General features: G+C 48.0%; 17 protein-coding genes and 1 riboswitch. Of the genes, 9 read left to right on the top strand and 8 right to left on the bottom strand.

Annotation, left to right across the window (positions count from 1 at the left end; all coding sequences use genetic code 11):
- Window positions 1-134 precede the first annotated feature (134 nt).
- A complete protein-coding gene (locus ACZ5R2_RS13670; RefSeq protein WP_464899913.1) occupies window positions 135-1,184 on the top strand; it encodes a hypothetical protein in 1,050 nt (349 codons plus the stop codon).
- 243 nt (window positions 1,185-1,427) lie between these two features.
- On the opposite strand, the gene ACZ5R2_RS13665 is transcribed toward ACZ5R2_RS13670, so the two are convergent.
- Window positions 1,428-2,078 (bottom strand): haloacid dehalogenase type II, encoded by a 651-nt coding sequence (locus ACZ5R2_RS13665; RefSeq protein WP_464899912.1) that lies wholly within the window; start codon window positions 2,076-2,078, stop codon window positions 1,428-1,430.
- A gap of 172 nt (window positions 2,079-2,250) precedes the next feature.
- Between ACZ5R2_RS13665 and ACZ5R2_RS13660 the strand changes: the two genes are divergently transcribed.
- Window positions 2,251-2,835 (top strand): TetR/AcrR family transcriptional regulator, encoded by a 585-nt coding sequence (locus ACZ5R2_RS13660; RefSeq protein WP_464899911.1) that lies wholly within the window; start codon window positions 2,251-2,253, stop codon window positions 2,833-2,835.
- 177 nt (window positions 2,836-3,012) lie between these two features.
- Window positions 3,013-3,360: an XRE family transcriptional regulator gene (locus ACZ5R2_RS13655; protein ID WP_464899910.1), complete on the top strand. Its 348-nt coding sequence runs from the start codon at window positions 3,013-3,015 to the stop codon at window positions 3,358-3,360.
- A 28-nt stretch (window positions 3,361-3,388) separates the two neighbouring features.
- Here ACZ5R2_RS13655 and ACZ5R2_RS13650 read toward each other — a convergent pair whose 3' ends face one another.
- The 4 genes from ACZ5R2_RS13650 to ACZ5R2_RS13635 form a co-directional block, all read right to left on the bottom strand.
- Entirely contained in the window at window positions 3,389-4,387 is a 999-nt protein-coding gene (locus ACZ5R2_RS13650; RefSeq protein ID WP_464899909.1) for a GGDEF domain-containing protein, read from the bottom strand.
- A gap of 464 nt (window positions 4,388-4,851) precedes the next feature.
- Window positions 4,852-7,512 (bottom strand): M14 family zinc carboxypeptidase, encoded by a 2,661-nt coding sequence (locus ACZ5R2_RS13645; protein WP_464899908.1) that lies wholly within the window; start codon window positions 7,510-7,512, stop codon window positions 4,852-4,854.
- Window positions 7,509-8,978 carry a helix-hairpin-helix domain-containing protein gene (locus ACZ5R2_RS13640; RefSeq protein WP_464899907.1) on the bottom strand — a complete coding sequence of 490 codons (1,470 nt, stop codon included), beginning with the start codon at window positions 8,976-8,978 and terminating at the stop codon, window positions 7,509-7,511. Before ACZ5R2_RS13640 ends, ACZ5R2_RS13645 begins: the two co-directional genes overlap by 4 nt.
- Window positions 8,975-9,970: an ATP-grasp domain-containing protein gene (locus ACZ5R2_RS13635; RefSeq protein WP_464899906.1), complete on the bottom strand. Its 996-nt coding sequence runs from the start codon at window positions 9,968-9,970 to the stop codon at window positions 8,975-8,977. The genes ACZ5R2_RS13640 and ACZ5R2_RS13635 overlap by 4 nt, the downstream gene beginning before the upstream one ends.
- 188 nt (window positions 9,971-10,158) lie before the next feature.
- Between ACZ5R2_RS13635 and ACZ5R2_RS13630 the strand changes: the two genes are divergently transcribed.
- The 6 genes from ACZ5R2_RS13630 (at window position 10,159) to ACZ5R2_RS13605 (ending at window position 14,849) form a co-directional block, all read left to right on the top strand.
- A complete protein-coding gene (locus ACZ5R2_RS13630) occupies window positions 10,159-11,250 on the top strand; it encodes a M20 family metallopeptidase (protein ID WP_464899905.1) in 1,092 nt (363 codons plus the stop codon).
- A gap of 235 nt (window positions 11,251-11,485) precedes the next feature.
- Window positions 11,486-11,627: riboswitch (FMN riboswitch) on the top strand.
- 101 nt (window positions 11,628-11,728) lie between these two features.
- On the top strand, window positions 11,729-12,409 hold the full coding sequence (gene ribB, locus ACZ5R2_RS13625; RefSeq protein WP_464899904.1) for a 3,4-dihydroxy-2-butanone-4-phosphate synthase: 681 nt from the start codon (window positions 11,729-11,731) through the stop codon (window positions 12,407-12,409).
- Window positions 12,410-12,608: 199 nt separating this feature from the next.
- The gene (locus ACZ5R2_RS13620; RefSeq protein WP_464899903.1) at window positions 12,609-13,016 is read left to right on the top strand and encodes a GFA family protein; all 408 of its coding nucleotides are present in this window, start codon (window positions 12,609-12,611) and stop codon (window positions 13,014-13,016) included.
- A 163-nt stretch (window positions 13,017-13,179) separates the two neighbouring features.
- Entirely contained in the window at window positions 13,180-13,602 is a 423-nt protein-coding gene (locus ACZ5R2_RS13615) for a GNAT family N-acetyltransferase (RefSeq protein ID WP_464899902.1), read from the top strand.
- A gap of 177 nt (window positions 13,603-13,779) precedes the next feature.
- Window positions 13,780-14,196 (top strand): GNAT family N-acetyltransferase, encoded by a 417-nt coding sequence (locus ACZ5R2_RS13610; protein ID WP_464899901.1) that lies wholly within the window; start codon window positions 13,780-13,782, stop codon window positions 14,194-14,196.
- 146 nt (window positions 14,197-14,342) lie between these two features.
- Window positions 14,343-14,849 (top strand): GNAT family N-acetyltransferase, encoded by a 507-nt coding sequence (locus tag ACZ5R2_RS13605; protein ID WP_464899900.1) that lies wholly within the window; start codon window positions 14,343-14,345, stop codon window positions 14,847-14,849.
- Window positions 14,850-15,032: 183 nt separating this feature from the next.
- Here the strand turns inward: ACZ5R2_RS13605 and ACZ5R2_RS13600 are convergent, their stop codons facing one another.
- The 3 genes from ACZ5R2_RS13600 to ACZ5R2_RS13590 all read right to left on the bottom strand — a co-directional run bounded on the left by ACZ5R2_RS13600 (window position 15,033) and on the right by ACZ5R2_RS13590 (window position 16,719).
- Window positions 15,033-15,467: a MarR family winged helix-turn-helix transcriptional regulator gene (locus tag ACZ5R2_RS13600; RefSeq protein WP_464899899.1), complete on the bottom strand. Its 435-nt coding sequence runs from the start codon at window positions 15,465-15,467 to the stop codon at window positions 15,033-15,035.
- Entirely contained in the window at window positions 15,460-16,083 is a 624-nt protein-coding gene (locus ACZ5R2_RS13595; protein ID WP_464899898.1) for a DJ-1/PfpI family protein, read from the bottom strand. The genes ACZ5R2_RS13600 and ACZ5R2_RS13595 overlap by 8 nt, the downstream gene beginning before the upstream one ends.
- A gap of 261 nt (window positions 16,084-16,344) precedes the next feature.
- Window positions 16,345-16,719: an EthD domain-containing protein gene (locus ACZ5R2_RS13590; protein WP_464899897.1), complete on the bottom strand. Its 375-nt coding sequence runs from the start codon at window positions 16,717-16,719 to the stop codon at window positions 16,345-16,347.
- Window positions 16,720-17,071 lie beyond the last annotated feature (352 nt).

Genomic DNA, 17,071 nt, shown 5'->3' with positions numbered 1-17,071 from the left:
ACTGGCTAAGCAGGTGAAATAGTCAGGTAAAAAATACAACCGCTATTGTCGTGTTTATACTTAGATAACTCAGGCAGATTAGCGCGGAAAGCTTGGTCGGGTTTACTCTGCGCGGCAGTAATGATGGAGGCGAAATGAAGGTTTCAACCAAGGAGCGGCGAATTATTGCTGAGGCGCTTGAGCACTGGTGTCAGCAAGGCAAGATATCCGCTGAGCAACAGCAGGCTTTGAGTACTTCCATGGAGGTGCAAAGTACAGACTGGACACAGATAGCCAGGTACTCATTCTGGGTTGCTATCGCTTGTATTGTGTTTGCGATCTTCTCAGTTCTGCTGGATGAGTGGTTAATTGGGCTACTGCAAGAGGTGTTCTCTGCGCCGGATTTGGTAAAAAGCGGCTTTTTTGCCGTATGTGCCGGGCTACTCTTTATACTCGGCATGCGTGGCAAGGCGCGCAATCCAGATAAAACGCTGAGCAATGAGGCGCTTTTTGTGGTTGGCATCATAACTACCGCAGTGGCGATTTTCTTTTTGGGTGACGTGATTCAAACCAATAACCTTGCCTGGCTGATCTTGATTGCCAGCGTGGTTTACGGCTTGCTTGGCTTGTGGATTCGCTCGCAATTGGTCTGGGGTGCAGCGCTGCTCACCCTTGCTTGTTGGTTTGGTCTGCAGACATACTACTTAGAGAATAACGGGGCGTTTTTAGGCATGAACTATCCTCTGCGCTATGCGCTGTTTGGTCTCATATTGACCGTCGCAGGAGAGAGTGTTTTTAATCGTAGGTATCCAGCCCCAGCTTTCGAATTGACCACCAAAGCCTTTGGATTGATCTTTCTATTTTGTTCGCTGTGGCTCCTATCGGTGTTTGGCAACTTTGCGCGTTTGAGCGAATGGGAGCAGGTGAGGCAGCTCTCTTTGTTGCACTGGTCGGTATTGCTTGCGCTTGCGTCATTTGCAGCACTGTACTGGGGGATCCGTAAGCAGGATGAAGTTGTGCGGGGTTTTGGCCTTGCATTTGTGTTCATCAATCTTTATACGCGCTTTTTTGAGTACTTTTGGCAAGGAGTACATAAGGCGGCTTTTTTTGCGATCCTCGCCGCCAGTTTTTGGTTTTTGGGTACCCGAGCAGAAAAAATCTACCATCATAAATTGCTTGGTAGTGGAGTAGATTCGAAAGACTGAGAGTCATAAGCACAGCTCAGGCAATACCTCTTGGTATGACTCAACGGTTTGCGCGCCCGTTAAAGCCCCCAAGCCGCCAAAGATCATAGTGGGTACACCACTGAGTTCCAGTTGCTGCCATTACGCTTCCAGCTCTCTGATTTTCAGGTGCAGATAACCGATCACGCACCATGGGCAAACGACGTCGGAGAGCACGAGCTGCGTGGTTTATCTGTCATACTTTGTCCTGAATGTCTCGGTTTATCAGTTTGTTAGGTCTGCCAACGAGTGGATGATATTGTCTGGTTCAGCACCCCACGGGTCCCAGAGATTGCTTGGGTCGCGCCGTAGCCAGTGAGTTTCAAGCCCAAAATGGTGCCCACCAATAATGTCGAAGGCATTACTTGAGATGAGCTGGGTGCCCGGATCGCCAGTTTGCTCTACAAGGTAAGAATAGACCGCTGGGTTGGGCTTAAAGGTTTTGATTGGTTCACAACTGATCACGCGATCAAAAAGGGTGAGTAGATTGGCGTGACCGAGCAGGCTCTTTAGCGCAGCTAACTCACCATTAGAAAAAGCCACCAGATGATGTCCCTGCTGCTTGAGTTGCAAAAGACTACTCTTAACATCAGCAAAGGCGGGCAGAGTAAGGTAGTGCTGCAAAAGTTGCTGTTTGGTCGCCTCTTCGAGTGGCGCTTGGTGCACCAAGCAGGCGTACTCCAGTGCATCCGCAGTACAGGTAGAAAAGGGCACATAGTCTTGCATCAAGGCACGGCGAAAAGCGTATTCAAGTTGCTTATTACGCCAAGTGTGGCTGAAGGCTGGTGCTTGCTCGCCAATCTGTCGACGGAGCTGGGTGACCACTCCGTGGGTATCAATCAAAGTACCATAAACATCAAACGCATAGGTTGGCATGACTTCTCCTTGCTTCCGATTTCGTGGGTTTGCTTGAACATATGTTCAAGTTAATCAGATTTTCAACCGATCGCAAGGCTTATAATCAACGCTTTGCGTAAGAGCTCTTTACCCTTATCTCAGACCTAACTACAATTGAACCACCGTTCAAAAATAGATTGAGGCAGTATCTATGGCGAAAAGTGCGAAATTTGACCGCTCAGAGGTCATCGACAAGGCAACCCAGCTTTATTGGCAGAAAGGCTTTCATGCAACATCGATGCGCAACTTGCAGGACGTGATTGACCTTCGACCAGGCAGTATCTATGCGGCGTTTGGTAGTAAGGAAGCGCTGTTTAAGGAAACCCTGCAGTACTATTCTGACAGCGGGGTGGCGAAACTGGCACACTTTCGCCATCAATTCGACTCGCCCTTGCAGGCGTTGAAGCAGTTTATCCGCTCGCAGGTGATCGGCTCTCTGAGTCAAGCGCCGAGCGGTATGTGCATGCTGGCGAAGACGGTTGCTGAACTCACCGATGAGCACGCTGAGCTGTTAGATTTTGCTCGCAAGGCACTACAACGGATGGAAGGGGAGTTTGCCAAGGTACTCAGTGATGCACAAAAGGCAGGCGAGTTCGATGCTAGTAAAGACCCCAATAAGGTGGCGGGTTATGTACAAGTGCAGATCGCGGGGCTGAGAACCTATGCTAAGGTGTGTAATGATCCGCAGCGGCTCGAGGAGATGATTGACGAGATGTTTAGCCATCATCCTTTTTAACTTGTCCTTTCTAACTCTTTGTTTGGTTTGTGCTTATTGCTATGGTCGTTTTATAAACAGTTTTTGTGTTATTTTTCCTCAAAAAATCCTAATCAAACTCTCACCATCCACTGACATTTATTTGGGTGTGATGCGCACAATGAGCGCCCTAAAATAGCGATGCAGTGGAATAGTTCGATGGAATTTACGCGAGAAGATACACAAGCCCTTTATCAAATCTGGATGTCACAAAAAGCCAAGATGCGTGTGACGCAGATGGAGATGGCCAAACAACTTAACCTCACCCAGCGTGACTTTTCAGCCATGCTGCGCGGTGAGATCCCGCTCACTATGGCGTTTGTCAGTCAGTTTTGTGCGCTGATGCATGTTGAGCCACAACTGATCCTGCCTTCTTTGAAGGCGGTTGATGGACAAGCACCGAAGGTGGTGTACCTAAAAACAGCGATGACCATTGATGGGGAAATCCAGCGCGCTTATATCGAGGGTAACTCTGTGATTGTTGAGTACGCCCACACGGTTGCATAGGCATACTCAGATTAGACACTCCCAACCCTTAATAACGGCGAATGCGCTCGTGCTTGGTTAGGCTGCCTTCGGTGACTTGATTATCGAGAAAACGATAAATACTTGGCTGCGGGAAGATCCGGTTACAGCCACTGTGTCTGGCGCGTTGCAGGTTGTGCGCACTTTTCTCAACAAATGCATTGAGAGAGCGGAAGTATGACTGAGGGCTCATTGCTGCTACACCGGAGCTGAGAGTGAGCCTGTCAGCGACCGAGGATTGCTTATGGGTTAGCTTGGCATCGAACAGGGCTAGGCGGACTGATTCAGCCAGTAACTGCGCTGTCATCTCTTCGGTTTCAGGTAGCAACGCAACAAAGGTACCCGCGCCCCAGCGAGCGACCATATCTGCTGGGCGGCAAAAATGCTTCTCAATTAATGCTGCGACTTGTAATAGCGTTTTGTCGGTCATTAGTGGGCCATGACGCTTTGAATAGTGGTCAAAATCATCTAGGTCAAAAAACAGCAATGCCAGCGAGGATTTGTTTCGGCGCGCACGGGAGAACTCCATCGACAGGTGCTCCTCAAACACGGTGCGATTAGCGACGCCTGTGAGATTATCGGTGCGCGATAGTGAGTGATTCACTTCGCGAATGCGATCCAGCTCGAGCTGCATGTATTTTTGCTCGGAGATGTCCGACATTAAACCGGCGATCGTTGTAGTTTGGCCAAACTCCTGGCTAACGTGGATGGTATCTCGCAGCCAAATGTAGTCACCCGATTGGTGTCTGCAACGGTACTCTAGCTCGAGATCTGTACCCTGCTCGCAAAGCTCCGCCCAGTATTCGACCGTTTGCTGGCGGTCTTCTGGATGAATGCGCGCAATCCAGTCGCGCACTGAACTCCAACTGCTTTGTGGCCAGCCGAGGATGTCTTCAACCTGAGGCGCAACGTAAGTAAACTCCTTCGTTTTCCAATCGATGCTCCAAGGCACATGGTGACTCGACTGCAATAGAGTCTGGTAAATATTCTCATTCAAACCGGTTGGCATAGCGACTCCTTGATTGCAAACCTCGACCCCAAACAGTCGGCGGATACGTTCTAACATGACGATGACCACTTGTTACTTGTACGACTATAGTGATTGTACGTTCAAGACTAGGACAGGGTGACAAGCTTAGATAGGAGGGAGATTGAGTAAAACAGCCGATTGTAGGGTTATTTATAACTTCGTCTTACTTTTGCATAACTAAAGACCAGGCGGCGGGGTTCGGGTTACACTTCGTTCCGAGGTGCGAGGAGTTGAGTTGTCGCTGAGGACTCCCCGCTCCTCTTGAGGTAAAGGTCGCCCCCCTGTCTTACGGACCGCTAACAGGAGTGCAAGTTTCGTAGCAGCAAAATCAAGAAAAGGGGCGCTGCGTGGTTAACACTTTGGTTCCGAGTTACCTATCTCGTCTCTGAGGCCCCTCGCTCCTAGTAGGGCGAAGCCCGTACCCGAACCCCGCCACCTTTATTTTAGTCCCCGTCTCGATAACGCTGTTCAACCTCGTCTTGTGCCTCGAACTCTTGATAAGTCACTTCCGTCACTTCTTCACTGCTAAAGCTCAGAGTTACCGGTTGTGAGTAGTTAGGCACATCGTCGTAGGAGAACACCGAGTAGTACTTAGCTTTGTTGGCATTGCCGAAGCGATCGAAGGTATAGCCATCTTTGCCAGCGTACAGTTTGACGCCATCAAACGGGTTACGGGGTGGGTGAAAGCTGTTTCGCACCACATAGCTGCCCACTAAGGCTGGGTCATTGGGGTTTTGCCAAGTCAGTTTAACGACTCCACCCTCCATACAGGCTTGCAAGTCTGTGGGTGGTGGCAATGCCTCTTTTCTACGCTCAACATAGGTCAGGTGCAGTTGAGGTGTAAAGCCATTGGCATCCGAGTGCGTCTTCCACTCTACGCGATTATCTGACTGCTCAGACTCAGACGTTGCTAGCAAGACCAGGCGGATGGGTTTGCCACTGTCATGCAGCGCCTCCAAGTGCTGCCTGGTGCTGCTGTCAAACAGGAAGGTTTGCTGAGGGTTGCGCGCCAGATCTTGACTGCTGACCTCGTAGCCTACGTACTCGAGATCATCAAAGCTGTTAGGTAGAGTGTCGAGATCGCTATCATCATCAATAATACCAACACTAAAGCGCATCGAGCGGCTGGATGAGCGACCTATGTCCGCCTCAAGCACTACGCAGGCCTCAGTGATGACGATATTTTTCTGCTCGGATAAGCTCGGCAGGGTAAAGGCTATCTGACCAATTTCAGGGTGACCTTGGCTATCAAACCCACTGACAAGGTGATGGGTGTCAATGTGATTAGTGGTGAAGGTTTGGTAGTGGTCAGCGCTTATCTGCAGATGTTTAGGTTTGCGCTGATAGATCAGATACAGGCTAGGGCGGTAGTGTATGCCGCCGCCGAAACGGCCGTAGCCGATATCGAACTGCATCATTTGCGAATCGTTGCCTAGCGGCAACTGATCCGGCCCTTGAATACGCAGCAGCAAGCGTCCGCGCTTGAGCTGCTCTTCAATTAGACGCCTTTCCATCGCAGTGCATTGCCAGACCTTCCATATCCCTTGCGTGAGCTGATCCGAATCGATGGTGTCGCCGAGGGTTTGAACCGGTGTGGCATTATGGATCTGATTGAAATCGCTAATGTCAGTGATTTGCTCTGGGTCGAGAATCGAGACGGACCACTCGCCATAGTTTTCAATCTTGGCTCCAACACGGTTCATCGGGTAGAGAGAGAACTCTGCTTGGCTAATAGTCGCATCCTCAGGTAAACGACTAAGGTCATAATCAATCACCCCGTAGCAGATCCCTTTAGTCTTATTGACGCCAATAAACAGCGAGTTATGGCCAAAGTGCTCACTGTTATTTTTCGTCAGCTCACCAACATAGCCAATCTTTTCAGGCTGCGGGAACAGGGTGAAAGCACAATCGGCTTTGGCGAGCGGCGTCTTGAGTCGCAGCTCTGGTGCGAAAGGCGAGGTGATGCGGTTGAACTTATCGACGCGGCGCAGGTTATAGAAATAACGTTGACCAGGCTTAAGCTGCTTATCGACAAACTCATGCTGGGAGGTGATCGCGATTAGATTCTCACGCGTGCACGGTGCCTTTGGCTTTTCGCTGCGGTAAACCTGAAAATGGCAGCCGTTCTCCTGCTCGTCGGTCTGCCAGATGAGTTCGGCTTGGTTGGCTTCAACTCGGCGTACGGTAAACTGCTCTGGACGCGAAGGGGCAAGCTCTGAGTAGTTAATCGCGCTGCGCAGGGCATACAGCAGTGCTGGGATGTTCTCATCAACGCTCTGCGACATGTTGATCAAGTAATCGGGTATGTTACGGCTGCCCACTTCAACCACAGTAGCAAGGATACCGCGGTCGTAATACCACTCACGACCACTGCCATGGATCAGGTTCGCTGGTGGCTTGCCGCGGTGAATACCATACTGGCGCTTGGTGACTTTGTAGATCTCATGCGCCATATTGGCACACAAAATGTTCAAGTCAGTTCCCTCTATTTCCGCCTCATGGTTGAACTTGTGGGCGGGAAAGAACACATTTCCTTGAGAGTGATAATCTAGCGCTATCCGAATGTTGCTATGCGCCTCGACAAAGGTCTTGATCGCTCGGGTTTCTGGCTCTGAAAACGCCTCAGGACCGCCATAGATGTTGGAACCGGTCTGAGTGGAATGACGAAAATTCACCGCGAAGTTGCGGTTAAGATCAACGCCAAAGGTGCCATCACCATTGTCGCGGCGGTTCTTGCGCCAAAACGAGAAATGATTGTGTGAATACTCAAAACCATCTGGGTTAAGGCACGGCACCATATACAAGGTGTTACGGCTCAGGGCGTCAATCACATCAGGGTTGCTATCAAGATTGTCCAAGATGTATTGGATAAAACTCACCGCTAGCTCATTACCAATCCACTCTCGCGCATGAATGGTGCCGGTATACAGCAGCGCAGGCTTGAGATCGGCATAAGCGACATCTTGCGAGATGGTCACCAGCAAGATAGGGCGCCCTTCATGAGTTTCACCGATACTCTGCAAGCGGATCAGATCCGGATGCTTGGCCATCGCGCTTTCTAAAAAGGCTTGGGTCTGCTGATAAGACAAGTACTGCTTCTTCATTCAACGGCCCCTGTGGCAGGCATCCCTGTGGCAGGCATCCCTGTGGCCGGCACTCCGGTGGCTGGCATCCCAGCAACTGCCTGTGTCTGCCATGCAAGCGTGATGGCGTCGCATTTTTTGTGTTTTAAGCCCGGCACGGACATCAATAGCTCTGGCTGCTCATTTAAAGCGAGTAAGGTCTGCTCACTGCCCAGGTTCTCAAGGATCGCCTTAGCTAGGTTTGCACCGATGCCTTTGACAGTGCAGAAAAACGCGATTAACTGCTCGGCAGACAGCTCCGGTTGCTGGTTTTGCGGCGCAGTCATTTCCTCTGGGACCTGCTCGAGGCTTTCAATCCCACTATCTGCTGTTTCGAGCTGAGTTATTTCTTGCTTTGCCGCCATCAGTTGGTGCGGGTAGAGCCCCTGGCGATTCCAAACCTCACTTGGCCACTCTTCTGTCAGCTCATTGCTGGTGCGGATCAGGGGATAACCTTGGTGATTAGGTGCCAGTTCACCGGTATCGGTGGACAGACTCGCTTGACCAAAGCTCAGGTGGCGCATCACTCGCAGTAGTGATGAGTCAATCTTGCCTAACTCCTCCCAGTTACGATGAGCAAAGTACGGTTTTTTAAAGTCCTGAGGGGCGAATAACCACATTAAGTATTGGCCAATCCAGTCACGAATATACGGGAAGGCGGCGAAGGCAGTGGCACACTCTAAGATGGTGTAGTCATCATCCATGCTCACGGCAATATCACACGCCCAGTACTCGGCATTGGCGGCTTTTGATGCCTCAACAGCTAGATCCAGTACCGCTTGCGGAACGGCTTGATAGTCCATACTGCCGCCTTGACTGGTATTGGTCAGCCACTCACCCTCCGGTGGACGTCGCCAGAATGCACATACTGGCTGGTGGCCAACGAGCATCACACGGATATCAGCCTTCATCGGCACAAAGTCTTGGATGTAGGCAGGGTAATACTGCTTTTTAGCAAACAGGCGCAGCGCCTCTTGCTCAGAGTCGACCTTGTGGACGAAGTAACCGCCGTAGTTTGAGGGGCCATATGAGCGCTTGACGATTTTGGGGTAATCGGTGTGGCTTAGGTACTCAAGCGCCTCATTGACCTCGTAAAAGATCTCAGTCTTTGGGATTGGCAGTTGATATTTATGGCAAAAATGAGTGACGTTCTCTTTGGACTTATTACAAAACTGACTGTCGAGTGAAGGGACGAATTCTACCTCAGGCAGCGCACGACTGATCTCGCGAAAGGTCTCATACGCCGTAGCAGGGATGTTGCCCACCAATATCTCGATCTTCTTACGCTTGACCTCGTTGATAAAACGCTGCTTGTCGTTTCCCCAGTGGTACACCACTTGTTCGATTCTATCTGGCCAGCCTTTAAAGTTAGAACGGTCAAAAAAGCGTAGGACGTGATCTAAATACAACAGGCCAATTTTTGGGCGCGATGCTCCCTGGGTGTTCATAGTGCAATTTCCTTATAACTGTCGGTGTTAGGTGTTGGGATAAAGGAGGTAGAAAGCTGATCGATAAGTGGTTCAACCGGCCGTTTGGTCGCTGTGACCTGTCGCTCGATAAGGTCGGCAATCAAGTCGATTTTGTGCTGGTTAAAGTTGAGCCCTGACACCTCTTGGTCAGGGGTGGCAAAGGCGGGGATACCATTGACCTCAATCACCACATAGCGTTGATACTCGAGGTCATAAATAATGTCTACTCCTGCGATCTCAAGACCGGTGACACGAGCGGCGCGTTTAGCCAGCTCAATCACTTGCTCGTTTGGCTCACGCAAGATCACTTGGCCGCCACTCGAGACGTTGGTCTTCCAACTGCCGGGGGCTGCTTTACGCCCATAGCAAGCAACAAATTGACCATCGACGATATCGATACGGTAATCGGAGTAGTCGTTGTCGATCACACGCTCGAGATAAAACTGAATCTGAGGCTGGCGCTCAATAAATGGCTTGAGCAGGTCAAGGTCGCGCTCTCGCTCAAGTTTTATAATGCCATTGCCGCCCCAGCCATCGACGGGCTTACAGATGGCTTTGCCGCGCCAATTGCGGAACTGATCACGCACCTGATCAATATTGTCTCGATTGCACACCATGTAATCGGTGGTGGTGATACCGCACTGCTTCAAGCGGTGCGCGGTACGAAACTTATCTTCTGTCAGTGCAAATGAGGCGTAGTTATTGATCATCGGCATCATGCTGTCGATGGTCTGGTATAGGTAGACTTGGTAGGGCGTCTGCTGACCGGCGTTATAAGAGAAAAACAGCTCCAGCTCTGAGAGATCCCTGCCTTGGCAGTACACACTGCCATTGTGCGCGTAGGCATTGGCCAGATTCAATCCACTAACGGTTTGTATATCCTTATCGAGTAGATTGTTAATAAGTTTTTGCTGAATCTGTTGACCGCCGCCGTTTTCGTACATCCACATGCCAATCCTATGAGATCCCATACTGTGCCTCGCTTGAATTAATGGTTATGAGAGTTTTGTTAATAAAGTTTTGCTGACGTTATTTATATTTCTGTAACTTGGTGAACACATTGTTGCATTATTATGTTGTATATCTGTTACAGATGCAGCAACATTTTGCACAGATACGAAAAAACTTTTTCCGATAATTCATGAGGGTGAGAAACTTAATGGTCAACTTTAAAGATCTGGAAGCGCTGGTGGAGATAAACTCTTGGTCTCACAACAAAATAGGCGTCGACCAACACGGCTCTTTGATGAAAACTTGGTTGGAAGCGCTGGGCTTTATTTGTGAAGAGCACCATCGCGATCAGATTGGCAATCACCTGCTGTTTACCAGTGGCCAAGAGGGGACAAAACCAAGGCTACTCTTGCTTGGGCACCTCGATACCGTGTTTCCCCCTGGCACCTTTGAGGGCTTTCGTCAGGACGAAGAATGGGTTTATGGTCCGGGGGTTTGCGACATGAAAGGTGGCAACTTTGTCGCTTTGTCGGCCCTAAGGCAGGTTTATGCTCATAAACACAATCTGACTAATATCGATTTTTTGCTGGTCAGCGATGAAGAAACCGGCAGTGATGACAGCAAAGCACTGACTCGCTCGATAGCCTCGCGCTATCAAGCTTGTATCGATTTTGAGGCAGCGGGTGAGGATCATGAGATCGTGACCGGACGCAAGGGTGTCGCAACTTATCATATTGATCTCAAAGGTCGAGCGGCTCACGCTGGCAACTCTTATGCAAAAGGTTGTGATGCAAACTTAGCTGCGGCGAAGATGCTGGTGAGCTTGAGTGAACTCACCTCGCTGGAAAAAAGCACCACGGTTAATGTTGGCAAGCTAGAAGGAGGGATCGGTGCCAATACGATATCCCCCCATGCCAAGTTGAGTGTCGAGGCAAGGTTTCGCTCGATAGAAGAGCAGAACAGGGTACTCGGCGCCATTGAAGAGATTGCCGCTCATCCACAGGTCAAGGGCGTGACGAGCGTGATTGCAGGAGGATTGCAGCGCGATGTCATGACCCCAAGTCCCGCGCAGGAAGTCTTGATTGGCCAGATTGAGGCACTGCTTGGCTATGCACTGCCAACGGAGCAGCGCGGTGGTGTTAGTGACGCCAACATTGTTGCGGGTGCTGGCGTGCCAACACTGGACGGTTTTGGGCCCTATGGCGATGGGGATCACACTGTGCATGAGCGGGCGCTGAAGTCCAGTTTTGCACGTCGTATTGATGAGGTGACTAAGATACTGATGAGTTATTGCCAGTAAAAGCCGATTTTGCTTCTGTTTTGTTGTTTTGGCTTGTAGGACCAACCACAGAGGCATACCAGCGATTAGGGAGTTTAAATAACTTAATTTCCCGTTTCTCACATGCAAATGCCTTTATAAAGGCACCATGAGGGATAGTGGTGCGCTTACAAATAACGAGTAAGTTTCAGGCATAGGAAGTTGTTTATATCAATTTGAATATGGTGTACGCTGTAGGCGCTTAATAAGTAAGCATTTTAATTCTCAGGGCGGGGTGAAATTCCCCACCGGCGGTAATTCTGATTCAAGTTAAGCCCGCGAGCGCTCGTAATTCGAGGACAGCAGATCTGGTGTGATTCCAGAGCCGACGGTTATAGTCCGGATGAGAGAGAATCAAAGCACATCATTAATTTGGTGCAGGTTTTCTGTGGCCTAAAATTGGTGTGCCTTAACCCTCATATTAAGCCCTGATTCTGGTACGAACTGTTGGAGAATAACCATGAATCAGAACATAACACTAGATCAATTTGGGAACACTAAGGATCGCGTCGAGCGTGCCATAGTGCAATTACAACTTGGGCAAGGAGTCCTACTCTTGGACGACGAAAGTCGAGAAAATGAAGGGGACTTAATCTACTCAGCTCAACACCTCACAAATAACCAAATGGCACTCATGATTAGAGAGTGTAGCGGTATAGTTTGTCTATGCTTGACTGAGCAGCACGCTGATCAGTTAAATTTACCACCTATGGTTGCCGTAAACGATAGTGCAAACCAGACGGCATTTACGGTGAGCGTAGAAGCAAAAATAGGTGTGACTACGGGAGTTTCTGCCAATGACAGGGTTACCACCATAAAGGCTGCGACTGCGCTAGATGCTAAACCATATGACCTAGCGCGACCTGGTCACGTGTTCCCGCTTAGAGCGCAACCGGGTGGTGTTTTGAGCCGAAGAGGTCATACAGAGGGAACCGTTGACTTGATGAAACTTGCTAAGCTCCAACCAGCTGGTGTGTTATGTGAGCTAACAAACCCCGACGGGACAATGGCGAAGACCCAAGAAATTGTTCAGTTCGCAATCAAGCACCAAATGCCAGTCTTAACGATTGAAGATATTGTCGATTATCGGAATGAGCTTGAACACGAGCCGCTTAGACAAGAGTTTTGTGCTAGCGCTTAACCAGCCTGATTTAGATTTCGTATAATATGAAGGGCAATAATGATGGCCTTGTCGTTATTATTGCTCTAACACTAAATTGCCCAAAATGTATTTTACCCAGTTGCAACTAGCGGGGCGATACCCCAAGTTTGCATCAGACTGCAAAGTTTAAAGTACATCGAAAACATTATTGCAATTAGTATTGGAGACCAAGATAAAGATGAGCAGTGTATTTGAGGGATCATGTCTTTGTGGAGCCTTAAGTTTTACAGTTACAGGGTTTAGTAAGAAGGCTGCTAACTGCCATTGTTCAATGTGTCGTAAATTTCATGGAGCGGCCTTTGGTACGTTGGTTGAAGTCCAAGGCTTGCAATGGAGATCAGGGAAAGAAGCTTTAAAAGAGTTTGTTTCACAAAATGGCACGATACGAACGTTTTGTAGCCACTGCGGTTCGAGTGTTGGGTTTCGTGGGGATGGGGAACCGATCGAGCGTATAGAGTTGGCCATATCGCTGTTTGACACTTCCATACCAGTGGTAATTGATGCACAGATTTATACAGACTACAAAGCCAATTGGTGTTCGCTCTTGATTGATGTGCCAGTCTATCCCGAAGGTCGCGATACTTAGTAAGGAGCAACATCCCAAATGCACCTAGTAACCTGACTTCCTTGCTTTGTTGATAAGGTTCTGATTTTTAATTGACTTAGTAAGAAAAAAAAACGACATTATGCAGAGTTAAAGGCGGTTGTTACCGCTCTAGTTGTTGTTATGCGCAATGAGGAAACGTCAAATGGACTACATCGTTAGATCTGCTTCAGAAACGGATGCCACTGGTATCAACAAAGTCTCACAACACCTCGGCTATTCTGAGTTATCCTCCAATGAATCCATCACAAAACTTCAAGAGTTACTCAATTCTCCTCAAGACCAAGTATTTGTAGCAGAGTGGCAAGGTAGAATTATTGGCTGGTTGCATCTCTTCTATGCTAGACGTCTCGCATCAAACAACTTTTTTGAAATTGGTGGTTTAGTTGTTTCTCCTGAAAGTCGTGGTCACGGTGTTGGTCGAGCTTTAGTTCAATATGCTCAAGCTAAAAACCTGGGTAAGTTCAGGGTTCGCTGTAACGAAAAGAGATGTGATGCACACAAGTTTTATGAAAGCATCGGTTTCGATAGCGCTAAGGTTCAGCGGGTGTTTCAAGTGTCGTCATAACAATTGCTTAGGGTTTAAAGTACTTTTCTAATCTCGCCGAAGTCATTTAAAAAACCTCTAACGGAGTTTTGCCCAATCGGTGTTATCGGCAATAAGTGACTTCTGTCAATCGACACTAGCTTGACTAAATGTGTTCTCGTATTCTGAACAGAATAAAAACATCACAACGGTATGATAATGAACAGGGACATTTTAGTTCTTCACCAAGCCCCTAAAGCAGAAGAGTTTGTCGCGCTTAGAGAAGCGGTTGGCTGGAGTAGTCCTAGCATTAGCCGTGTTAGAGACAGCATTCGAAACAGTTTATTTCATGTCACCATACGTAGTGGAACTCAGCTTATTGCAATGGCTCGTGTTGTTGGTGATGGAGTAATGTATTTCTATATTCAAGATGTCGTTGTCGAACCGAGTTACATGAGTCAGGGCTTTGGGAGCACATTGATGCTGGAAATAGAACGCTATCTAAATCAACACGCACCAAAAGGAGCAACTATCGGGCTGCTGTCCGTTAGTGGTAAGGAACGATTCTATGAGCGATATGGTTATATTAGTCGGCCGGTAAATCAGTTAGGTCACGGAATGTGCAAATTCACTTAATACTAAACACGCCTTTGTCCCAAACCCTTTCAGCTAGCCAGCCTTTATTCTGTGATACTGCCATGCGTTGACCTTCCTTACCTAATCGGTGAATATACGCAATCCATTGTGGCATACAATAATCGTTGAATAACAAGGAAATTTGCGTGGAAGTAAAGGAAGTAAGTACAACCTCAGGCTTGGTTGAAAAGCTAAATAAGTTACTAAGTGATTGTATTGAGGGTGGAGCCTCGATTGGATTCCTAACACCAGTAGATGGACAGGAAGTAAAAAAATATTGGTCTTCTGTAGAGGAAGACCTTAAGTCGGGCAATAGAAAGCTGTTTCTTGCTTACGATAATGAGAATATCATAGGTGCTGTTCAACTGTCTCTTTGCTCGAAGCCTAATGCCTCCCATCGTGGTGAAGTTGAGAAACTTATGGTTCATACTAGTGCACGAGGAAGGGGTATTAGTAAAAGCCTGATGGCAGTGATGGAAAGCGCCGCTCGTGAACTTGAACTTTCATTATTGGTACTGGACACACGTCTAGGTGATATCGCATCCTCACTATATCGTTCGATAGGCTATAGCGAAGCGGGTCACATCCCTAAGTTCGCACGCAGCTCCACTGGCGAACTTGAAGGTACGGTTTACTTTTTCAAATTACTCTAATGTAATCAAGGACTGCAGTTGTGCGGTGGCGTATTATGTTTAGCCGCTAGATTATGGGTTGATGCTACCCAAGGTAAACCGTCAGATACTAATTTAGCAAAGTCACAGGCTTGCTTTTGTGCAGTTCTTTTAGGCGAGATGGCGTACACGAAACGAAACTGCCGTTGGCTGTTTTCATGTCAATCATAAGCTTTTGATAGCGTTTGATAGATCAGTTAAGGCTTTGATCATTTCCGCGACGTTTTTGTTCCCAATCGTCTCAATGAGTTGCTCAGCATACTCTGTGTGAAATGGCCTGATTCTTGACAGAGCATCATGGCCTTTAGATGTTAAGTGGAGTAGCATCGCTTTTTGATGAGCCGGGTTCGCTTGCAGCTTTATCAAACCTTCTTCAACAAGCTGTTTACTGGTTCTCTGAACACTTTGACGTGTGATCCCCATTTGGCGAGCAACTTCAGCTTGTGTGAGCGGGGTGTTGGTAAGAGCGCCCAGCACCTGCCAGCGAGTTGCAGTGAGATCGGCTTGAGAAGCAATAGTCTCGGCGATGGATAAAAACTGGCCATTTAAAGAAAAAACCGTTAGGGCTAAAGTGCTAAGGTCAGATCTTGGGTCATTCATTGGCATGACTCTCCATTAACTCGTAAAAACCAGTTATGTCGCGCTGTTCGAATAGTTTCAACCAGGAACTTAGCGTCACCTCAGAATAGATTTCCAACCTCTTGAATATTGCCGCAGCAAAAGCAATAGGTTCAATCCCGCCGGCTGTAATCACGTACTCTGTTGATACGGCTGGTTCTTGGATATAGTTCTGGCTACCTGAATACCCTGTCATCTCAAGAAACTCTTTTGCATTACTCGTATGCAGGACATTATCTAATAGGCCTTTTCTTGCTAAAGCGGCCGTGGCGCCACATATAGCGGCTACGCAAACACCATTGTCGATAAAGCTCTTGGCGACGTCGACAAAATCATCGATACCACCCGTAGCGGCATTATCTGAGCCACATAGAATAAGCATTTTACCATCGGAGGTGTTCAGCTTATCGAGAGATAAATCTGGCACTACAGTTAATCCACCTTTCGTTTTTATCGGCTCCTTGGTCCGCCCTACAGTCTTTACTTCGAACCTATCTGGGGAGGCTTGAAATTCTGGTGAGTTTATATGAGCCAAGACATAGCCATACTCCCAGTCTGAGATACTGTTATAGACAGCGAGATAAATTGAATCCTTCATAATTGGCACCTAGACAATGACAGCTGGCTTACATAATGTCAGTGTGCTGTCATTTGTGCAAGAGAAGAAATTGAATGAGTAAGGCTCTCAATATCCAAAAATAACTAACAAAGGTGAGTAACAATACTTTTGTCGGGTGGACGAGACTTGTTACCAAGTTCTGTCTCCGTAAGGAGCCAGCGTGCAACTGTCACTGCACTAGGCTCACCTACAGATACAAGTGGTTCATTCATTAAGTGCTGAATAGCGCGTAATACGACTTCACCTGATGACATCGTTTTCGTTGCAATACCATACATATGAACAACTCAAATCAACGAATCGTCCCTCGTCCTCGATAATTTCCCTTAAAGCGATATCCCCTTCTTGAGTTGATCGGGCACCCAAGTGGGTTTCTAAATCTTCATACCATAGCTCCGCAATCCCATCGAAGTTAACATTACGCAATCCGCTAAGCTCCTCGATACGGGTTTGAATTTGTGTGTTTTCAATAGAGGAGTTTTGGACATAGCGTAAGATCCCCAAGGTCTTTGAGTGCTTCTTTATTAGAGGTGCGTGGTGATCTCGCCAATGAGCCAAGAATTCTTCATGACTTAGGTGGAGCTGGCGCTTAACGATGCAAATCAACTTCAACATAATGTACTCCTTCAGAACAATGCATGGACAGCCACCTCATTCGATAGGGTTTAAAGTACAGCTTGCTAGTCAAGTGATTGATTCTGCTTGTGCATATCAAATGGGTGCCGTGCTCTTTAAACCAACCGTGACAATAACAATAAATGGACAGCCACTTCTTCCGGCATTATCCGGACAGTCATCCCCGCTGTTTTTCAAGCCAGCCAATCGCACTATTCAGTCAACAAGTCCCTTTCGTCCTATCATCTAGCTGTCTTTATTTCGACCCTGACTTTTGCCATTACTATGAGCGAGCAATAAAGGTTGGTGTGTTCTATTTTTTGGGCACTCTTACGAGCTTGTGAATGAGACG

The organism is Vibrio sabulosilitoris (assembly GCF_055391395.1).
Note: the sequence above shows the minus strand (reverse complement) of the source record. Positions and strands in the feature narration are given on the sequence as shown.

What these genes read in the sequence shown, in the direction of transcription:
- ACZ5R2_RS13650 (WP_464899909.1), bottom strand. Translation starts at nt 4,387, where the DNA reads ATGCCAACCGGTTTGAATGAGAATATTTACCAGACTCTATTGCAGTCG.
- ACZ5R2_RS13670 (WP_464899913.1), top strand. Translation starts at nt 135, where the DNA reads ATGAAGGTTTCAACCAAGGAGCGGCGAATTATTGCTGAGGCGCTTGAG.
- ACZ5R2_RS13630 (WP_464899905.1), top strand. Translation starts at nt 10,159, where the DNA reads ATGGTCAACTTTAAAGATCTGGAAGCGCTGGTGGAGATAAACTCTTGG.
- ACZ5R2_RS13655 (WP_464899910.1), top strand. Translation starts at nt 3,013, where the DNA reads ATGGAATTTACGCGAGAAGATACACAAGCCCTTTATCAAATCTGGATG.
- ACZ5R2_RS13590 (WP_464899897.1), bottom strand. Translation starts at nt 16,719, where the DNA reads ATGTTGAAGTTGATTTGCATCGTTAAGCGCCAGCTCCACCTAAGTCAT.
- ACZ5R2_RS13660 (WP_464899911.1), top strand. Translation starts at nt 2,251, where the DNA reads ATGGCGAAAAGTGCGAAATTTGACCGCTCAGAGGTCATCGACAAGGCA.
- ribB (WP_464899904.1), top strand. Translation starts at nt 11,729, where the DNA reads ATGAATCAGAACATAACACTAGATCAATTTGGGAACACTAAGGATCGC.
- ACZ5R2_RS13615 (WP_464899902.1), top strand. Translation starts at nt 13,180, where the DNA reads ATGGACTACATCGTTAGATCTGCTTCAGAAACGGATGCCACTGGTATC.
- ACZ5R2_RS13620 (WP_464899903.1), top strand. Translation starts at nt 12,609, where the DNA reads ATGAGCAGTGTATTTGAGGGATCATGTCTTTGTGGAGCCTTAAGTTTT.
- ACZ5R2_RS13610 (WP_464899901.1), top strand. Translation starts at nt 13,780, where the DNA reads ATGAACAGGGACATTTTAGTTCTTCACCAAGCCCCTAAAGCAGAAGAG.
- ACZ5R2_RS13645 (WP_464899908.1), bottom strand. Translation starts at nt 7,512, where the DNA reads ATGAAGAAGCAGTACTTGTCTTATCAGCAGACCCAAGCCTTTTTAGAA.
- ACZ5R2_RS13665 (WP_464899912.1), bottom strand. Translation starts at nt 2,078, where the DNA reads ATGCCAACCTATGCGTTTGATGTTTATGGTACTTTGATTGATACCCAC.
- ACZ5R2_RS13640 (WP_464899907.1), bottom strand. Translation starts at nt 8,978, where the DNA reads ATGAACACCCAGGGAGCATCGCGCCCAAAAATTGGCCTGTTGTATTTA.
- ACZ5R2_RS13600 (WP_464899899.1), bottom strand. Translation starts at nt 15,467, where the DNA reads ATGAATGACCCAAGATCTGACCTTAGCACTTTAGCCCTAACGGTTTTT.
- ACZ5R2_RS13595 (WP_464899898.1), bottom strand. Translation starts at nt 16,083, where the DNA reads ATGAAGGATTCAATTTATCTCGCTGTCTATAACAGTATCTCAGACTGG.
- ACZ5R2_RS13635 (WP_464899906.1), bottom strand. Translation starts at nt 9,970, where the DNA reads ATGGGATCTCATAGGATTGGCATGTGGATGTACGAAAACGGCGGCGGT.